This window comes from Salmonella sp. NW645 (assembly GCF_051703725.1).
In the GTDB taxonomy this organism is placed as follows: Bacteria; Pseudomonadota; Gammaproteobacteria; order Enterobacterales; family Enterobacteriaceae; genus Salmonella; species Salmonella enterica.
The window spans coordinates 131,463-146,088 of the sequence record NZ_JAMMKR010000006.1 but is presented as its reverse complement, the minus strand read 5'-3'; the positions used below and the strand labels follow the sequence as shown (position 1 = coordinate 146,088).

The 14,626-nt window shown below is 55.0% G+C and carries 13 protein-coding genes; 6 read left to right on the top strand and 7 right to left on the bottom strand.

Annotation, left to right across the window (positions count from 1 at the left end):
* Positions 1-161: 161 nt before the first annotated feature.
* Positions 162-596, bottom strand: a complete 435-nt coding sequence (uspA, locus tag NA389_RS14450; protein WP_000323565.1) for a universal stress protein UspA — start codon at positions 594-596, stop codon at positions 162-164.
* Between the two features lie 387 nt (positions 597-983).
* Here uspA and uspB point away from each other — a divergent pair, with 387 nt between their 5' ends.
* Positions 984-1,319 (top strand): universal stress protein UspB, encoded by a 336-nt coding sequence (gene uspB / locus NA389_RS14445; protein WP_000626193.1) that lies wholly within the window; start codon positions 984-986, stop codon positions 1,317-1,319.
* 140 nt (positions 1,320-1,459) lie between these two features.
* Here the strand turns inward: uspB and pitA are convergent, their stop codons facing one another.
* A complete protein-coding gene (gene pitA / locus NA389_RS14440; RefSeq protein WP_000902764.1) occupies positions 1,460-2,956 on the bottom strand; it encodes an inorganic phosphate transporter PitA in 1,497 nt (498 codons plus the stop codon).
* A 230-nt stretch (positions 2,957-3,186) separates the two neighbouring features.
* Here pitA and NA389_RS14435 point away from each other — a divergent pair, with 230 nt between their 5' ends.
* From NA389_RS14435 to NA389_RS14420, 4 genes are all read left to right on the top strand, one after another.
* Positions 3,187-4,383 (top strand): NAD(P)/FAD-dependent oxidoreductase, encoded by a 1,197-nt coding sequence (locus tag NA389_RS14435; protein ID WP_000439227.1) that lies wholly within the window; start codon positions 3,187-3,189, stop codon positions 4,381-4,383.
* Between the two features lie 305 nt (positions 4,384-4,688).
* Complete coding sequence (locus tag NA389_RS14430; protein ID WP_000359836.1) at positions 4,689-5,756, top strand: HlyD family secretion protein; 1,068 nt, start codon at positions 4,689-4,691, stop codon at positions 5,754-5,756.
* Positions 5,753-8,494, top strand: a complete 2,742-nt coding sequence (gene rbbA, locus NA389_RS14425) for a ribosome-associated ATPase/putative transporter RbbA (protein ID WP_000202916.1) — start codon at positions 5,753-5,755, stop codon at positions 8,492-8,494. Before NA389_RS14430 ends, rbbA begins: the two co-directional genes overlap by 4 nt.
* On the top strand, positions 8,494-9,618 hold the full coding sequence (locus tag NA389_RS14420) for an ABC transporter permease (protein ID WP_001214750.1): 1,125 nt from the start codon (positions 8,494-8,496) through the stop codon (positions 9,616-9,618). Before rbbA ends, NA389_RS14420 begins: the two co-directional genes overlap by 1 nt.
* A gap of 102 nt (positions 9,619-9,720) precedes the next feature.
* On the opposite strand, the gene nikR is transcribed toward NA389_RS14420, so the two are convergent.
* The 3 genes from nikR to NA389_RS14405 form a co-directional block, all read right to left on the bottom strand.
* Positions 9,721-10,122, bottom strand: a complete 402-nt coding sequence (gene nikR / locus NA389_RS14415) for a nickel-responsive transcriptional regulator NikR (protein ID WP_001190057.1) — start codon at positions 10,120-10,122, stop codon at positions 9,721-9,723.
* 91 nt (positions 10,123-10,213) lie between these two features.
* The gene (gene acpT / locus NA389_RS14410) at positions 10,214-10,792 is read right to left on the bottom strand and encodes a 4'-phosphopantetheinyl transferase AcpT (protein ID WP_000285375.1); all 579 of its coding nucleotides are present in this window, start codon (positions 10,790-10,792) and stop codon (positions 10,214-10,216) included.
* Between the two features lie 51 nt (positions 10,793-10,843).
* Positions 10,844-11,893 carry an AI-2E family transporter gene (locus NA389_RS14405; protein ID WP_000179588.1) on the bottom strand — a complete coding sequence of 350 codons (1,050 nt, stop codon included), beginning with the start codon at positions 11,891-11,893 and terminating at the stop codon, positions 10,844-10,846.
* An 89-nt stretch (positions 11,894-11,982) separates the two neighbouring features.
* Between NA389_RS14405 and NA389_RS14400 the strand changes: the two genes are divergently transcribed.
* Positions 11,983-13,242 (top strand): MFS transporter, encoded by a 1,260-nt coding sequence (locus tag NA389_RS14400; protein WP_077905455.1) that lies wholly within the window; start codon positions 11,983-11,985, stop codon positions 13,240-13,242.
* 3 nt (positions 13,243-13,245) lie between these two features.
* Here NA389_RS14400 and NA389_RS14395 read toward each other — a convergent pair whose 3' ends face one another.
* Entirely contained in the window at positions 13,246-13,803 is a 558-nt protein-coding gene (locus NA389_RS14395; protein ID WP_001245277.1) for a DcrB family lipoprotein, read from the bottom strand.
* Positions 13,804-13,875: 72 nt separating this feature from the next.
* A complete protein-coding gene (locus NA389_RS14390) occupies positions 13,876-14,541 on the bottom strand; it encodes a 7-cyano-7-deazaguanine/7-aminomethyl-7-deazaguanine transporter (protein WP_001531644.1) in 666 nt (221 codons plus the stop codon).
* Positions 14,542-14,626: the final 85 nt, after the last annotated feature.

Here is a 14,626-nt window from a genome sequence, read left to right as displayed (position 1 = left end):
TGATGGAATGATGTACTGAGCACTGCGAAGAAGGGGGGATAAACAAAACGCCCACCTAAGCGGGCGTTGTTGTTGAGAGCCGGAATTTGCCTGATGGTTCAGGCCAACCTGATTGACTATAGACCAGATGCGGTCTTAGCCGCCAGCCGGCACGGCAAGTATTACTCTTCTTCGTCGCGCAGCGGAACAATCAGCATGTCAACGTGAACGGTGTTGATCAGCTGGCGCGCAGAAGACATCAGTTTGCTCCAGAAGTCCTGGTGATGACCGCAAACGACCAGATCCATATCGTATTTCTTGATGGCGTCAACCAGCACCTGGCCCAAATCGCCGCTACCGCTCAGGGTTTCAGTGATAGGGTAGCCAGCGTTGGTAGACAGCTCGGTCAGCGCGTGGTGGGTTTCTTCGGAGATACGTTTCTGCATATCGCCCAGATTGACGTCAATCAGACCGGTGTACAGGTCTGAATAATTCACGTCAACGTGGATGAGGGAGATTTTCGCGTTGTAGGGGCGCGCCATAGAGACCGCTTTTTCAACCAGAACTTTACTTTCCGGGGAGAGATCAACTGCGATAAGAATGTGTTTATAAGCCATAGTGTTACTCCTTCCATAAGTTGTCGATGACCATTGAGCTACTGGCGTTTCTTATGCCGCCGCGTCACCCGCGTCCTGCGAACTCTATGCGCGGGGCTAGCTCAGCCGTTTACCATAACTATCCTTACATTATAGCGACCAGGATAATCCGTCAATCTGCCTTGCTTGCCAGCTAGTTAAACAAAATTTTCAGGGAATTGCATTGATAGTGATTAACCTTCTGGTAAAAAAATTAACTGATCTCCTACAATGTGTATAAGAGCCGTTCGAATGCGGAGCGCTAATATGGACGGCTTTCGTAGTACTCTTTCACTGATTGTCTGGCAGGGTATCGGGGAGCGGTAGTCCCGGAGAGGAACTCCGTGGGCGGGTCGCCGGGGAGGAGATATGATAAGCACCGTCTCACTATTCTGGGCTTTATGTGTCGTTTGCATTGTTAATATGGCGCGCTATTTCTCATCGCTACGCGCACTGTTAGTGGTACTTCGTGGTTGCGATCCTTTGCTCTATCAATATGTCGATGGCGGCGGCTTCTTTACCACGCATGGTCAGCCCAACAAACAGGTGCGCCTGGTATGGTATATCTACGCTCAGCGCTATCGCGATCATCATGATGAAGAATTTATTCGCCGTTGTGAACGCGTGCGCCGCCAGTTTCTGCTGACCAGCGCGTTATGCGGTTTGGTGGTGGTGAGCTTGATTGCGCTCATGATTTGGCACTGAATAAAAAAAGCGGGCCAGTTTCCTGACCCGCTTGTGTTAGATAAGCCTCCCGGATGACGCCGCTTGTAGCGGCCTGTCAGGCCTGTGTTGCTTCATTCTGACAGGCCGGATTAGCGACAGCGCTATCCGGCCCATTTGGCTTAAATAATCTTCAGGGAAAGCCAGTACAGCACGCCGGAAAGAATAATCGCCGCCGGTAACGTAAATACCCAGGCCATCAGAATGCTGGTCACGGTTTTACGCTGCAACCCGCCGCCATCAACGACCATGGTTCCCGCCACTGAAGAGGAGAGGACGTGAGTGGTAGAAACTGGCATACCGGTGTAGCTGGCAAGACCGATAGAGACTGCCGCCGTCATCTGCGCCGACATTCCCTGCGCATACGTCATGCCTTTTTTACCAATTTTCTCGCCGATAGTGGTCGCCACGCGACGCCAGCCGATCATCGTACCAATACCCAGCGCCAACGCCACTGCCATAATGATCCACACCGGCGCATACTCAATGGTGCTTAACATATCGGTCTTCAGCTTTTTCAGCAGGCGCTGGTCATCGCTGCTTACACCAGGCAATTTCACGACTTTGTCGGTCGTGTCGGAAATGCACAGCATAATGCGACGCAACTGGCTACGCTGTTCAACGCTTAACTTGTCGTAGCTTTCCACGTTTGCCAGCATCCCTTTCGCACGGTTAAGCGCGTTAATGGTGTTAGCCGGATGGCAGTGGAATTCAGTCGGTTCAGTCGCGCCCGGCTCCGGAGAGGGAATCAGTTGGTCAACGCCGGTGACGGCTTTCAGCAGGTCAGGACGCTGCTCAAAGTACGTTTCGACATTGTTGATAGCATCGCGCGTACGGGTGATTTCGTAGCTGGAGGCATTCATATTGACCACGAAACCCGCAGGCGCGACGCCAATCAGCACCAGCATGACCAGGCCAATGCCTTTCTGACCATCGTTCGCGCCATGCGAAAACGCCACGCCGATAGCTGAGAGGATCAGCGCGATACGCGTCCAGAACGGCGGCTTTTTCTTGCCGTCTTTCTTTTCACGTTCGGCTGGCGTCAGGTGGATACGGGCGCGTTTCTTAGTACCGCTCCAGTAGCGGCGCAGCAAGAAAATCAGACCGCCGGCGAATACCAGACCGACAATAGGGGAGATAATGAGTGAACCGAAAATATTGATAACTTTCGGGATGTTAAGCGCATCCACCACTGACGTGCCGGTCATCATCGCATTAGTTAAACCGATGCCGATAATGGCGCCAATCAGCGTGTGGGAACTGGACGCCGGCAACCCGAAATACCAGGTACCGAGGTTCCAGATAATCGCCGCCAGCAACATGGAAAAGACCATAGCGAGGCCGTGCGCGGAACCCATGTTGAGCAGGAGATCCGTCGGTAGCATATGCACAATGGCATACGCCACGCTGAGACCCCCCAGCAAAACGCCAAAAAAGTTAAACACCGCCGCCATGACAACCGCCAGCTGCGAACGCATCGCACGGGTGTAAATCACGGTTGCGACTGCATTGGCTGTGTCATGGAAGCCGTTAATCGCTTCGTAGAACAGCACAAAAGCCAGAGCAAGCAATAATAAAAGCCCGGTATGTAAATCCAGGCCAGCAAACAAATGTAGCATAGGACGTTACGCCATTTTGAGGACATGAACGCGGCGCATTATCAGTGACTTTGGCGGCGCGGGCAAAGTGAAATATAGACTTTTTTTGATGTACTTCGTGCTTTGTTTGATATCACTAAAGAATTATCTTATATATTTCAGATAAATACCATTTTCAGGCGCTTTTCGCGCTGGTGCGACCACTGAGGAAACTTTACAATTCCCGCCCGAATTTGAGAGAGGAAGGCGACGTGGAAAGGTTTGATGCCGTTATTATAGGCGCTGGCGCAGCGGGCATGTTTTGCGCCGCGCAGGCAGGACAGGCGGGTAGCCGCGTGCTGCTCATCGATAATGGCAAGAAGCCAGGACGTAAAATCCTCATGTCCGGCGGTGGGCGCTGCAACTTTACTAATCTTTATGTTGAGCCTGCTGCGTATTTGAGCCAGAACCCCCATTTTTGTAAATCAGCGTTAGCCCGCTATACCCAGTGGGATTTTATCGATCTGGTCGGCAGGTATGGGATAGCCTGGCATGAGAAAACGCTGGGACAGCTTTTTTGCGATGATTCCGCCCAACGCATTGTCGATATGCTGGTTGCCGAGTGCGACAAAGGCGGCGTAACGATGCGCCTGCGTAGCGAGGTACTGAGCGTCGAGCGTGATGAGTCGGGTTTCATACTGGCGCTGAACGGCGAGACGGTGACTACGCAAAAGCTGGTGATTGCCAGCGGCGGCCTGTCGATGCCGGGGCTTGGCGCATCACCGTTTGGCTATAAAATCGCCGAACAGTTTGGTCTCAAGGTGTTGCCGACGCGCGCCGGGCTGGTGCCCTTTACGCTACATAAGCCGCTGTTAGAACAGCTCCAGACGCTGTCTGGCGTCTCTGTGCCCTGCGTAATTACCGCCCGCAATGGCACGGTATTTCGGGAAAACCTACTTTTTACCCATCGTGGGCTGTCCGGCCCCGCTGTTTTACAGATTTCCAGCTACTGGCAACCGGGCGAGTTAGTGAGCATTAACTTATTGCCGGACCTCTTGCTGGAAGACGTTCTCAATGAACAGCGTAACGCGCACCCGAACCAGAGTCTGAAGAACACGCTGGCGATGCATCTGCCGAAACGGTTGGTGGAGTGTTTACAACAGTTGGGGCACATCCCGGATGTATCGCTCAGGCAGTTGAACGTTCGTGACCAGCAGGCGTTGGTTGACACGCTTACGGCCTGGCAAGTGCAGCCTAACGGCACCGAAGGCTATCGGACAGCGGAAGTGACGCTGGGCGGCGTGGATACAAACGAACTATCATCGCGGACTATGGAAGCGCGCCGCGTGCCGGGTCTCTATTTTATCGGCGAAGTGATGGACGTCACCGGCTGGTTGGGCGGCTATAACTTCCAGTGGGCGTGGTCGAGCGCCTGGGCCTGCGCGCAGGATTTGGCGGCAAAACGCTAAGTACCATTACAAACAATAAGCGAATAGACATCCCGGACAGAGGTGTTAGTATCGATTTATAGCAGTTATGAGTATGCGTGTTTCATTTACGGCCAGGAACGCTGATGATGACAACATTACTCCCTCTTTTCCGGGTACCTACATCATTCACTCCCTTTGACGGCGAGCGCTTCATCGGCGTCTGTTCGTCGTCTGGCCCCTTTTCTTTTTTCATTCTTATCCCGAATGGAAACCCCCGCTGAGCGCACGCCCGGCGGACTTTGTGACACGCATGGTTAGACAACAGGGATTACGGCGGGTCGATTATGGACAAAATGAAGCGTCATCTGGTGTGGTGGGGAGCGGGGATTCTTGTGGCGGTGGCCGCGATAGCCTGGTGGATGCTGCGCCCTGCGGGAATACCGGAGGGATTTGCCGCCAGCAACGGCAGAATTGAAGCCACCGAAGTGGATATTGCCACTAAGATTGCCGGGCGTATTGATACCATCCTCGTTTCGGAAGGGCAGTTCGTTCGTCAGGGCGAGGTGCTGGCGAAAATGGATACCCGCGTATTGCAGGAGCAGCGGCTGGAGGCTATTGCGCAGATTAAAGAGGCCGAGAGCGCAGTTGCCGCCGCCCGCGCCTTGCTGGAGCAACGCCAGAGTGAAATGCGCGCCGCGCAGTCGGTCGTCAAACAGCGGGAAGCTGAGCTGGACTCCGTCTCTAAACGTCACGTGCGTTCCCGTTCGCTGTCGCAGCGTGGCGCGGTATCTGTACAACAGTTAGATGACGATCGTGCGGCGGCGGAAAGCGCGCGCGCCGCCCTCGAGACCGCCAAAGCGCAGGTATCTGCGGCAAAAGCGGCGATTGAGGCGGCGCGTACCAGTATTATCCAGGCGCAAACGCGCGTGGAAGCGGCGCAGGCGACCGAGCGGCGTATTGTCGCCGACATCGACGACAGCGAATTAAAAGCGCCGCGCGATGGACGCGTGCAGTACCGCGTTGCGGAGCCGGGCGAAGTGTTATCGGCTGGCGGCCGGGTGTTGAACATGGTCGATCTCAGCGATGTTTATATGACATTTTTCCTGCCGACCGAACAGGCGGGGTTGTTGAAGATCGGCGGCGAAGCGCGACTGGTGCTGGACGCCGCGCCGGATCTGCGTATTCCGGCGACGATCAGTTTTGTCGCCAGCGTGGCGCAGTTCACACCCAAAACCGTGGAAACCCACGATGAACGGTTAAAGCTGATGTTCCGTGTCAAAGCGCGTATTCCGCCAGAGCTACTGCGACAGCATCTGGAATATGTCAAAACCGGTTTGCCGGGAATGGCCTGGGTTCGTCTGGATGAGCGCGTGCCCTGGCCTGACGCTCTAAGCGTGAGGTTGTCGCAATGACGTCGCTGACGCTGGTGCCTGTTCCTCCCGTGGCGCAGCTTGATGGGGTGAGCCAGCATTACGGAAAAACGGTCGCGCTGAACAATATCACGCTGGACATTCCCGCCCGTAGTATGGTCGGGCTGATTGGTCCGGACGGGGTGGGTAAGTCGAGCCTGCTGTCGCTGATTTCTGGCGCGCGGGTGATTGAGCAAGGGAACGTTATCGTCCTGGGCGGCGATATGCGCGATGCGAAACATCGCCGCGATGTCTGTCCGCGCATCGCCTGGATGCCGCAGGGGCTGGGGAAAAACCTTTATCACACGCTATCGGTTTATGAGAACGTCGATTTTTTCGCTCGTCTCTTTGGTCATGACAAAGCTGAACGCGAAGCGCGTATTACCGAGCTGCTGAACAGCACCGGCCTGGCGCCGTTTCGTGACCGTCCTGCCGGGAAGCTGTCCGGTGGGATGAAACAAAAGCTGGGGTTGTGCTGTGCGCTGATTCATGACCCGGAATTGCTGATTCTTGATGAGCCTACCACCGGCGTGGACCCGCTCTCCCGCGCTCAGTTCTGGGACTTAATCGACAGTATCCGCCAACGGCAGACCAATATGAGCGTGTTGGTCGCAACGGCCTATATGGAAGAGGCGGAGCGTTTTGACTGGCTGGTGGCGATGAATGCGGGCGAGATACTGGCAACCGGCAGCGCGCAGCAACTGCGGGCAAAAACCCATAGCGCGACGCTGGAACAGGCGTTTATCGCCCTGTTGCCAGAAGCGCAGCGCCAGGCGCATAAGCCAGTGGTGATCCCGCCGTATCACGCTGAGCAGGAAGAGATTGCCATTGAGGCGAAAGATCTGACCATGCGCTTCGGTAAGTTCGTCGCGGTTGACCATGTTAATTTCCGTATTCCGCGCGGCGAGATTTTTGGCTTCCTCGGTTCAAACGGTTGCGGCAAATCGACCACCATGAAAATGCTGACCGGTCTGCTTCCCGCCAGCGAAGGCCAGGCCTGGCTATTTGGCCAGCCAGTAGACCCGAACGACATCGATACCCGTCGCCGGGTCGGGTATATGTCGCAGGCTTTTTCGCTCTATAACGAACTCACCGTGCGGCAGAATCTGGAACTTCATGCCCGCCTGTTTCATATTCCGCCAGCGGAGATCCCGGCGCGCGTCGCGCAGATGATCGAACGCTTTATGCTAACGGAGGTGGAAGATACGCTCCCCGCTTCGTTGCCGCTCGGTATCCGCCAGCGTTTATCGCTGGCGGTAGCGGTGATCCATCGCCCGGAAATGCTGATTCTTGATGAGCCAACGTCCGGCGTTGATCCGGTCGCCAGGGATATGTTCTGGCAGCTTATGGTCGATCTTTCGCGTCAGGATAAGGTGACGATTTTTATCTCGACCCATTTTATGAACGAAGCGGAACGTTGCGACCGAATGTCATTGATGCACGCCGGTAAAGTGCTCGCCAGCGGTACGCCGCAGGAATTGGTGCAACAGCGGGGCGCGGCCAATCTGGAGGCGGCGTTTATTTCCTGGCTACAGGAAGCTGCGGGAGCGGCTCCTGAAACCCCAATACCGCCATCCCAGACGCCCGCCGCGTCAGGTAAACCGTCGCGGCAGGGATTGAGCTTCCGGCGTTTGTTCAGCTACAGTCGCCGCGAAGCGCTGGAGCTACGCCGCGATCCGGTACGCTCGACGCTGGCGCTGCTGGGAACGGTAATTCTGATGCTGATTATGGGCTATGGCATCAGTATGGACGTGGAGAACCTGCGTTTTGCCGTACTCGACCGCGATCAAACCGTCAGCAGCCAGGCATGGTCGCTCAATCTGGCGGGATCGCGCTATTTTATCGAACAGCCGCCGCTCGCCAGCTATGACGAGCTTGACCGGCGGATGCGTTCGGGAGAGTTGGCGGTTGCCATTGAGATCCCGCCTAATTTTGGCCGCGATATTGCTCGCGGTACGCCAGCGCAGATTGGCGTCTGGGTGGATGGCGCCATGCCCAGCCGCGCCGAGACGGTGAAGGGGTACGTTCAGGCGATGCACCAAAGCTGGCTGCAGGAGGCGGCAAGTCGTCAGCCGAACCCGGTTAAACAGACCGGGCTGCTCAACATTGAAACGCGCTATCGTTATAACCCGGATGTGAAAAGTCTGCCCGCTATCGTTCCGGCGGTCATTCCGCTGCTGCTCATGATGATCCCGTCAATGCTTAGCGCCCTGAGCGTGGTGCGGGAGAAAGAGCTGGGGTCGATGATTAATCTGTACGTAACGCCGACGACGCGCAGCGAATTTTTGCTGGGTAAACAACTGCCGTATATCGCGCTGGGTATGCTGAACTTCTTGCTACTGTGCGCGCTGTCGGTCTTTGTGTTCGGCGTGCCGCTGAAAGGCAGCTTTCTCACGCTTACCCTCGCGGCGCTACTTTACGTCATCATCGCCACCGGTCTGGGGCTGCTGATCTCTACGTTTATGAAGAGCCAAATCGCCGCTATTTTTGGGACGTCGATTATTACCCTCATTCCGGCAACACAATTTTCCGGCATGATCGATCCGGTGGCTTCGCTGGAAGGACCGGGAAGATGGATCGGCGAGATCTACCCGACCAGCCATTTTCTGACGATCGCGCGCGGGACGTTTTCCAAAGCGTTGGATCTGTCCGATCTCTGGCCGTTATTTATGCCGTTACTGATTGCCGTCCCGGTGGTGATGGGTCTGAGCATTTTGCTGCTGAAAAAACAGGAGGGGTAATGCGCGGATTACGTAATATTTATAACCTCGGCGTCAAAGAACTGCGCAGTCTGCTGGGCGACAAAGCGATGCTGGCGCTGATCGTCTTCGCCTTTACGATTTCGGTTTACTCCTCCGCTACCGTCCTGCCCGGTTCGTTGCATCTTGCCCCTATCGCCATCGCCGATATGGATCAGTCGCAGTTGTCGAACCGTATTGTGAATAGTTTTTACCGCCCGTGGTTTCTGCCGCCGGAGATGATTACGGCAACGGAAATGGATGCCGGACTGGATGCCGGACGCTATACCTTTGCGGTCAATATTCCGCCGAATTTCCAGCGTGATGTGCTGGCCGGACGTCAGCCTGATATTCAGGTTAACGTCGATGCGACGCGCATGAGCCAGGCGTTTACCGGCAACAGTTATATCCAGAATATTATTAGCGGCGAGGTCAACAGCTTTGTGGCGCGCGCGCGGGGAGATAACGTTCAGCCGGTGTCGCTGGAGATTCGGATGCGCTTTAACCCGAATCTGGACCCGGCGTGGTTTGGCGGCGTGATGGCGATTATCAACAACATTACCATGCTGGCGATAGTGCTGACCGGATCGGCGCTGATCCGCGAGCGAGAACACGGCACGGTAGAGCATCTGTTGGTGATGCCGGTCACGCCCTTTGAGATCATGATGGCAAAAGTATGGTCGATGGGGCTGGTCGTGCTGGTGGTTTCCGGTTTGTCTTTGATGCTGATGGTGAAAGGCGTACTTGGCGTACCGATTGAAGGATCGATCCCATTGTTTATGTTGGGCGTGGCGCTGAGCCTGTTCGCCACCACTTCAATTGGGATTTTTATGGGCACCATCGCCCGTTCGATGCCGCAACTGGGGTTATTAATGATTCTGGTACTGTTACCGCTACAAATGCTTTCCGGCGGTTCCACGCCGCGCGAAAGTATGCCGCAGGCGGTGCAGGATATTATGCTGACCATGCCGACGACGCATTTTGTCAGCCTTGCCCAGGCTATTCTTTATCGCGGCGCAGGTTTGAGCATCGTCTGGCCGCAGTTCCTGACCCTGCTGGCGATAGGCGGCGTGTTCTTCCTGATAGCGCTGTTACGCTTCAGAAAAACGATTGGCACAATGGCGTAAACATTATTGCCGGAGGACGGCTGCGCCTCATCCGGCCTACAAACGACAGACGTGCGAGCGTAGGCCGGGCAAGCGAAGCGCCCCCGGTAAGGCGCTGGGGCGTTAGTCTTCTTTCGGCAAACACTGCAAGTGGCCGTGGCGCACGCCGCGCTGGGCGATAACATCATCGGCAAAATGCTGTACGTCGCCCATATCGCCCTTCAGAACGGCGATCTCCAGACAGTCATCGTGGTTGATATGGACGTGCAGCGTGGCGACGGATAAATCATGATGATGATGCTGGGTGGAGACGATGCGGCTGGCTAAATCCCGTTTCTCATGTTCATAAACATATGAAAGTACGGCGAAACCTTGTGTACCGTGTTCCTGGGTGGCCTCCTGCGCCAGAGCGCCGCGCAGAATATCACGGATCGCTTCGGAGCGATTGTTATAGCCGCGTCGCTGGCTCAGGCTGTCCAGCGTTTCCAGTAAATCGTCATCGAGGGTGATGGTGACACGTTGCATCTGACTTAAACCTTTTGGTATGGCGCGTCGGCGCATGGGAAGCTCCGCATTTTGTAACACACGTCCGCCGCCAGAGGGAAAAATTAATGTGTCATAACGCTTTTGTTATCGTCTGCGGCGTCAGCGTAAACGGTGTGGGGGTACAGACTGCCAGACTGAGCGTATCGAGCTGACACTGGCTGACCGACAAGGCAGAGGGCAACGTGCTGTCCACGCTGACGATTTGCCAGGCGCTGCCGCCGCGTTGTTTTACGATGGCTTCTTTACGCGTCCAGATACGCCAGAAGGCCGCCAGTTGTCGCTCCGGACGTTCCGCTTCCATTTCAGCATGTTCGCCGAGGCTGAATACCGCATTTGCCAGCGAACGCCAGTTATCGCGCGGGCGGATCACTTCAATATCGCAGCCGACTTCACCTTCGTCGCTAAGCAACAGAGCAATAGTGTCGCCGCTATGGCTGAGGTTAAACCACAGCGGCGTTCCGGCGGAAAAAGCCGGTTTACCCTGTTCGCCATACACCATCTCCGGTAACGGCGAGAGCGCACGGGAAAGCAGCACGCGCCCGGCCAGCCAGCTTGCCCGGCGAAAGCCCTGCGGCGCCTGAGCGATTAACGCGTCGGGCAATTGACCTGCGCTTAATGTTGACACTTTTCCCAGAACGACCTGGTACATATCAGGACCAACGTTGCCTATGAAGAAGAGGAGATTGTAGCATCTGTCGCCTCATCCCGGTAAACGGCTTTTCGGTCGGCCTGGCCCCAGTAAGATCGCCAGTTTGCTGCCGCCTTTAGTGGTTTCCATCCAGATTTTGCAGACGCTGGTCAAAGGAACAGACAAGAGCATCCCGACCGGGCCTAATAGCCATCCCCAGACCAATAACGAAAGAAATACCACCAGCGTGGACATTCCCAGACGATGGCCCATCATGCGTGGCTCCATAATGTTGCCAATCACCATATGGACCACCAAAAAGAGCGCGCCGACCAGTACGCACTCGTAAAAGCCGTTAAATAACAGCGCCTGAATCATGGGGGGAACGGCGGAAATCACCGAGCCGATATTAGGAACGTAATTGAGCAAAAAGGCCAGTACGCCCCACATTAGCGCAAACTGAATATCCATTAACGCCAGCCCCAGCCAGATAATCGCGCCCGTCCATAGACTGAGCAGCGTTTTCAGCGCCAGATAATGCGAGACACCTTTCAGGGCGCGGTGCAGGCCGGCAATATGGATTTGTGGATTGTTTAGCGCGAAACGTAATTTATAAGGCACGTGACGCACCTCAAACAACATAAAAACCACGGTCATCACCAGCAGCACAATGCTTGCCATCGCGCCCGATACGCCGGTCATTAATGTTGTGGTGAAGAGCATGATTTTATCGGAATCCATCCCGCGGAGCATACGTTCCGGCGACATATGTAAATTCAGGAAGGGCATTAACTCCTGAAGGTGTAAGACCTTACGCGTCAGCTCCTTGCTGTATTTAGGCAGCATAGCGATAAATTCATTAAGCGATGCAGCAAGCACACCCACCAGCGCGGTAAGCACGATCAGCATGACGACCACCACGATAGTAATCGCCAGCGGTCGCTTCACGCCCCGACGAATAAACCAGGTCACTAATGGATTAAGAACAATGGCAAAAAAGAGCGCCAGCAAGAGTTGTACAATAATATCCGCCGCGGCATGAATCCCGGCGAGAATAATAACCAGGGAGGCCAGTTTCAGCAGAATATGCATACCCGTTTTGTCGGGTTGAGCGGTTGCCATGAAGTTTTCCTTGTTGTGTTTTTTTCTAAGTGTAGCGGCTGCCCTGATACCGATAATCTGAATCTCACTACTGATTTTCACCGCGCGCCATGATAGAAAAGAAAACATGTTGTAAAAATGCGGTGATACTCATGCCCGAACCCGTCGCTGAACCGGCGCTAAACGGATTGCGCCTCAATCTGCGTATTGTCTCCATTGTGATGTTTAACTTTGCCAGCTACCTGACCATCGGCCTGCCGCTCGCCGTCTTGCCCGGCTATGTACATGATGCGATGGGATTCAGCGCGTTCTGGGCGGGGCTTATTATCAGCCTGCAATACTTCGCCACTCTGTTAAGCCGTCCCCATGCCGGGCGGTATGCGGATGTATTAGGGCCGAAAAAAATCGTTGTCTTTGGCTTATGCGGCTGTTTTTTAAGCGGACTCGGCTACCTGCTGGCGGATATCGCCAGCGCCTGGCCGCTGATCAGTTTGTTGCTACTGGGGCTGGGTCGCGTGATTTTGGGGATTGGGCAAAGTTTTGCCGGCACCGGTTCGACACTGTGGGGCGTCGGCGTCGTCGGGTCGTTGCATATTGGTCGGGTTATCTCCTGGAACGGTATCGTCACCTACGGCGCAATGGCGATGGGCGCGCCGCTGGGCGTGCTGTGTTATGCCTGGGGCGGGTTACAGGGGCTGGCGCTAACGGTGATGGGCGTGGCGCTGTTGGCGATACTGTTAGCCCTTCCACGTCCGTCGGTGAAGGCGAACAAAGGCAAGCCGCTGCCGTTTCGCGCGGTGCTGGGGCGTGTCTGGCTGTATGGTATGGCGTTGGCGCTGGCCTCGGCAGGGTTTGGCGTCATCGCGACGTTTATTACCTTATTTTATGATGCTAAAGGCTGGGATGGTGCCGCCTTTGCGCTCACGTTATTTAGCGTCGCGTTTGTCGGCACGCGTTTGCTGTTCCCTAACGGTATCAATCGTTTAGGCGGGTTGAATGTCGCCATGATCTGCTTTGGCGTGGAGATTATTGGTCTGTTACTGGTGGGAACGGCAGCCATGCCGTGGATGGCAAAAATCGGCGTTTTACTCACGGGGATGGGGTTTTCGCTGGTCTTTCCGGCGCTGGGCGTGGTGGCCGTCAAAGCCGTGCCGCCGCAGAACCAGGGCGCGGCGCTGGCGACCTATACCGTCTTTATGGATATGTCTTTGGGGGTTACCGGGCCGCTGGCGGGGCTGGTGATGACCTGGGCGGGCGTGCCGGTGATTTATCTGGCGGCAGCCGGGCTGGTAGCGATGGCGTTATTGCTGACCTGGCGCTTAAAAAAACGGCCTCCGTCTGCACTGCCGGAGGCCGCATCATCATCGTAAAGGTTACTTAATAACTAACGTATTGATGATGTTTTCAGCCGTGGTTTGCGCTTTTTGCTGATTGTCCGCAGGCAGCGTGACCTGAATCGTCAGCAATTGGTTATCCACTTTGCCCAGCACGATGGAAGAGTACGCCGTCTGGCCTTTCGCGGAGATAATGCTGTCCAGTTGTTGCAACGTATGGCCTTTGAGCTCAATAGACTTATTGGTGACGACCTGAAGCTGCGGGTCGCGGCTACGCTGTTGCTCAAGCAGGCGGTTCGCCAGCACCGGCAACGCTTCATCGGTATTATCGCCGACGATAACAATCACCGCTTTCTGGCCCGTCGGGTCAGAATAAACGTGCATATTATTCGCCTGGGTGCCCAGCTTACCGCTTTGATCGGTCATATCCGCCGGCAGTGAGAAACTGAGTTTGCCATCCATCAGGCTGATGGGCTGACCGGAGGCCTGGCTTTCTGCGGCGGCGCTTTCTGCCGACGCTTTTGTATCGTTGTTATCACAGGCCGCAAGCCCCATAACCAGCAGGCCAATACCGGCATATTTAACCAAATTGCGCATTGACTTCTTCCTTTCGATAAACGGCCATAACGGCTCATTCGCTCATCTTATCACAACTCGGAAAACGAACCTTTAACTTGCCGGTAATGGGGAAATTTCAGATTTATCTGCCAGCTTTTTCAGCAACATATTCAGTAGAACGCCGTACATCGGCAGGAAGAAAATAATGCTGATGAGCACCTTAAAGCAATAATCCACCAGCGCAATTTCCATCCAGTGCTCGGCCATAAAGGCATCGGGGCTTCGCCAGAACGCAATGAAGAAAAAGGCAAGGGTATCGCTGATATTGCCAAACAGCGTTGAAGCGGTCGGCGCCAGCCACCAGCGACGATTTTGGCGCAGGCGGTTAAACACATGGACATCAAGGATCTGTCCCAGCGCGTAGGCCATAAAGCTGGCGGCGGCGATACGGGCGACAAACAGATTAAAGTTCGCCAGCGCGGCGAAACCTTGCCAGGCGCCCATATAGAACAGCGATGACACCACATACGACACCAGCAGCGCGGGGATCATGACGGCGAAGATAATGCGGCGCGCCAGCGGTGCGCCAAAAATACGCACGGTAAGATCGGTGGCGAGAAAAATAAAAGGAAAACTAAACGCGCCCCAGGTCGTGTGGAAACCAAAAATAGTGATGGGGAGCTGCACCAGATAGTTACTGGAAATGATCACCAGTAAATGGAATAGCGATAGCCAGAACAACGCTTTTATGCGCTGTGATTGTGTAAACGGAGTCATATTGTGACCTTTTTGTTGGATGGGGTGAGGGAACCCAATAAAGAACCGCCGCATAATACTGTTTTGCGCTGGCATTGCAATGGCT

Coding starts and splice junctions, on each gene's coding strand:
- NA389_RS14395 (WP_001245277.1), bottom strand. CDS start 13,803: ATGCGCAATTTGGTTAAATATGCCGGTATTGGCCTGCTGGTTATGGGG.
- NA389_RS14420 (WP_001214750.1), top strand. CDS start 8,494: ATGCGCGGATTACGTAATATTTATAACCTCGGCGTCAAAGAACTGCGC.
- acpT (WP_000285375.1), bottom strand. CDS start 10,792: ATGTACCAGGTCGTTCTGGGAAAAGTGTCAACATTAAGCGCAGGTCAA.
- nikR (WP_001190057.1), bottom strand. CDS start 10,122: ATGCAACGTGTCACCATCACCCTCGATGACGATTTACTGGAAACGCTG.
- rbbA (WP_000202916.1), top strand. CDS start 5,753: ATGACGTCGCTGACGCTGGTGCCTGTTCCTCCCGTGGCGCAGCTTGAT.
- NA389_RS14430 (WP_000359836.1), top strand. CDS start 4,689: ATGGACAAAATGAAGCGTCATCTGGTGTGGTGGGGAGCGGGGATTCTT.
- uspA (WP_000323565.1), bottom strand. CDS start 596: ATGGCTTATAAACACATTCTTATCGCAGTTGATCTCTCCCCGGAAAGT.
- NA389_RS14405 (WP_000179588.1), bottom strand. CDS start 11,893: ATGGCAACCGCTCAACCCGACAAAACGGGTATGCATATTCTGCTGAAA.
- uspB (WP_000626193.1), top strand. CDS start 984: ATGATAAGCACCGTCTCACTATTCTGGGCTTTATGTGTCGTTTGCATT.
- NA389_RS14390 (WP_001531644.1), bottom strand. CDS start 14,541: ATGACTCCGTTTACACAATCACAGCGCATAAAAGCGTTGTTCTGGCTA.
- pitA (WP_000902764.1), bottom strand. CDS start 2,956: ATGCTACATTTGTTTGCTGGCCTGGATTTACATACCGGGCTTTTATTA.
- NA389_RS14400 (WP_077905455.1), top strand. CDS start 11,983: ATGATAGAAAAGAAAACATGTTGTAAAAATGCGGTGATACTCATGCCC.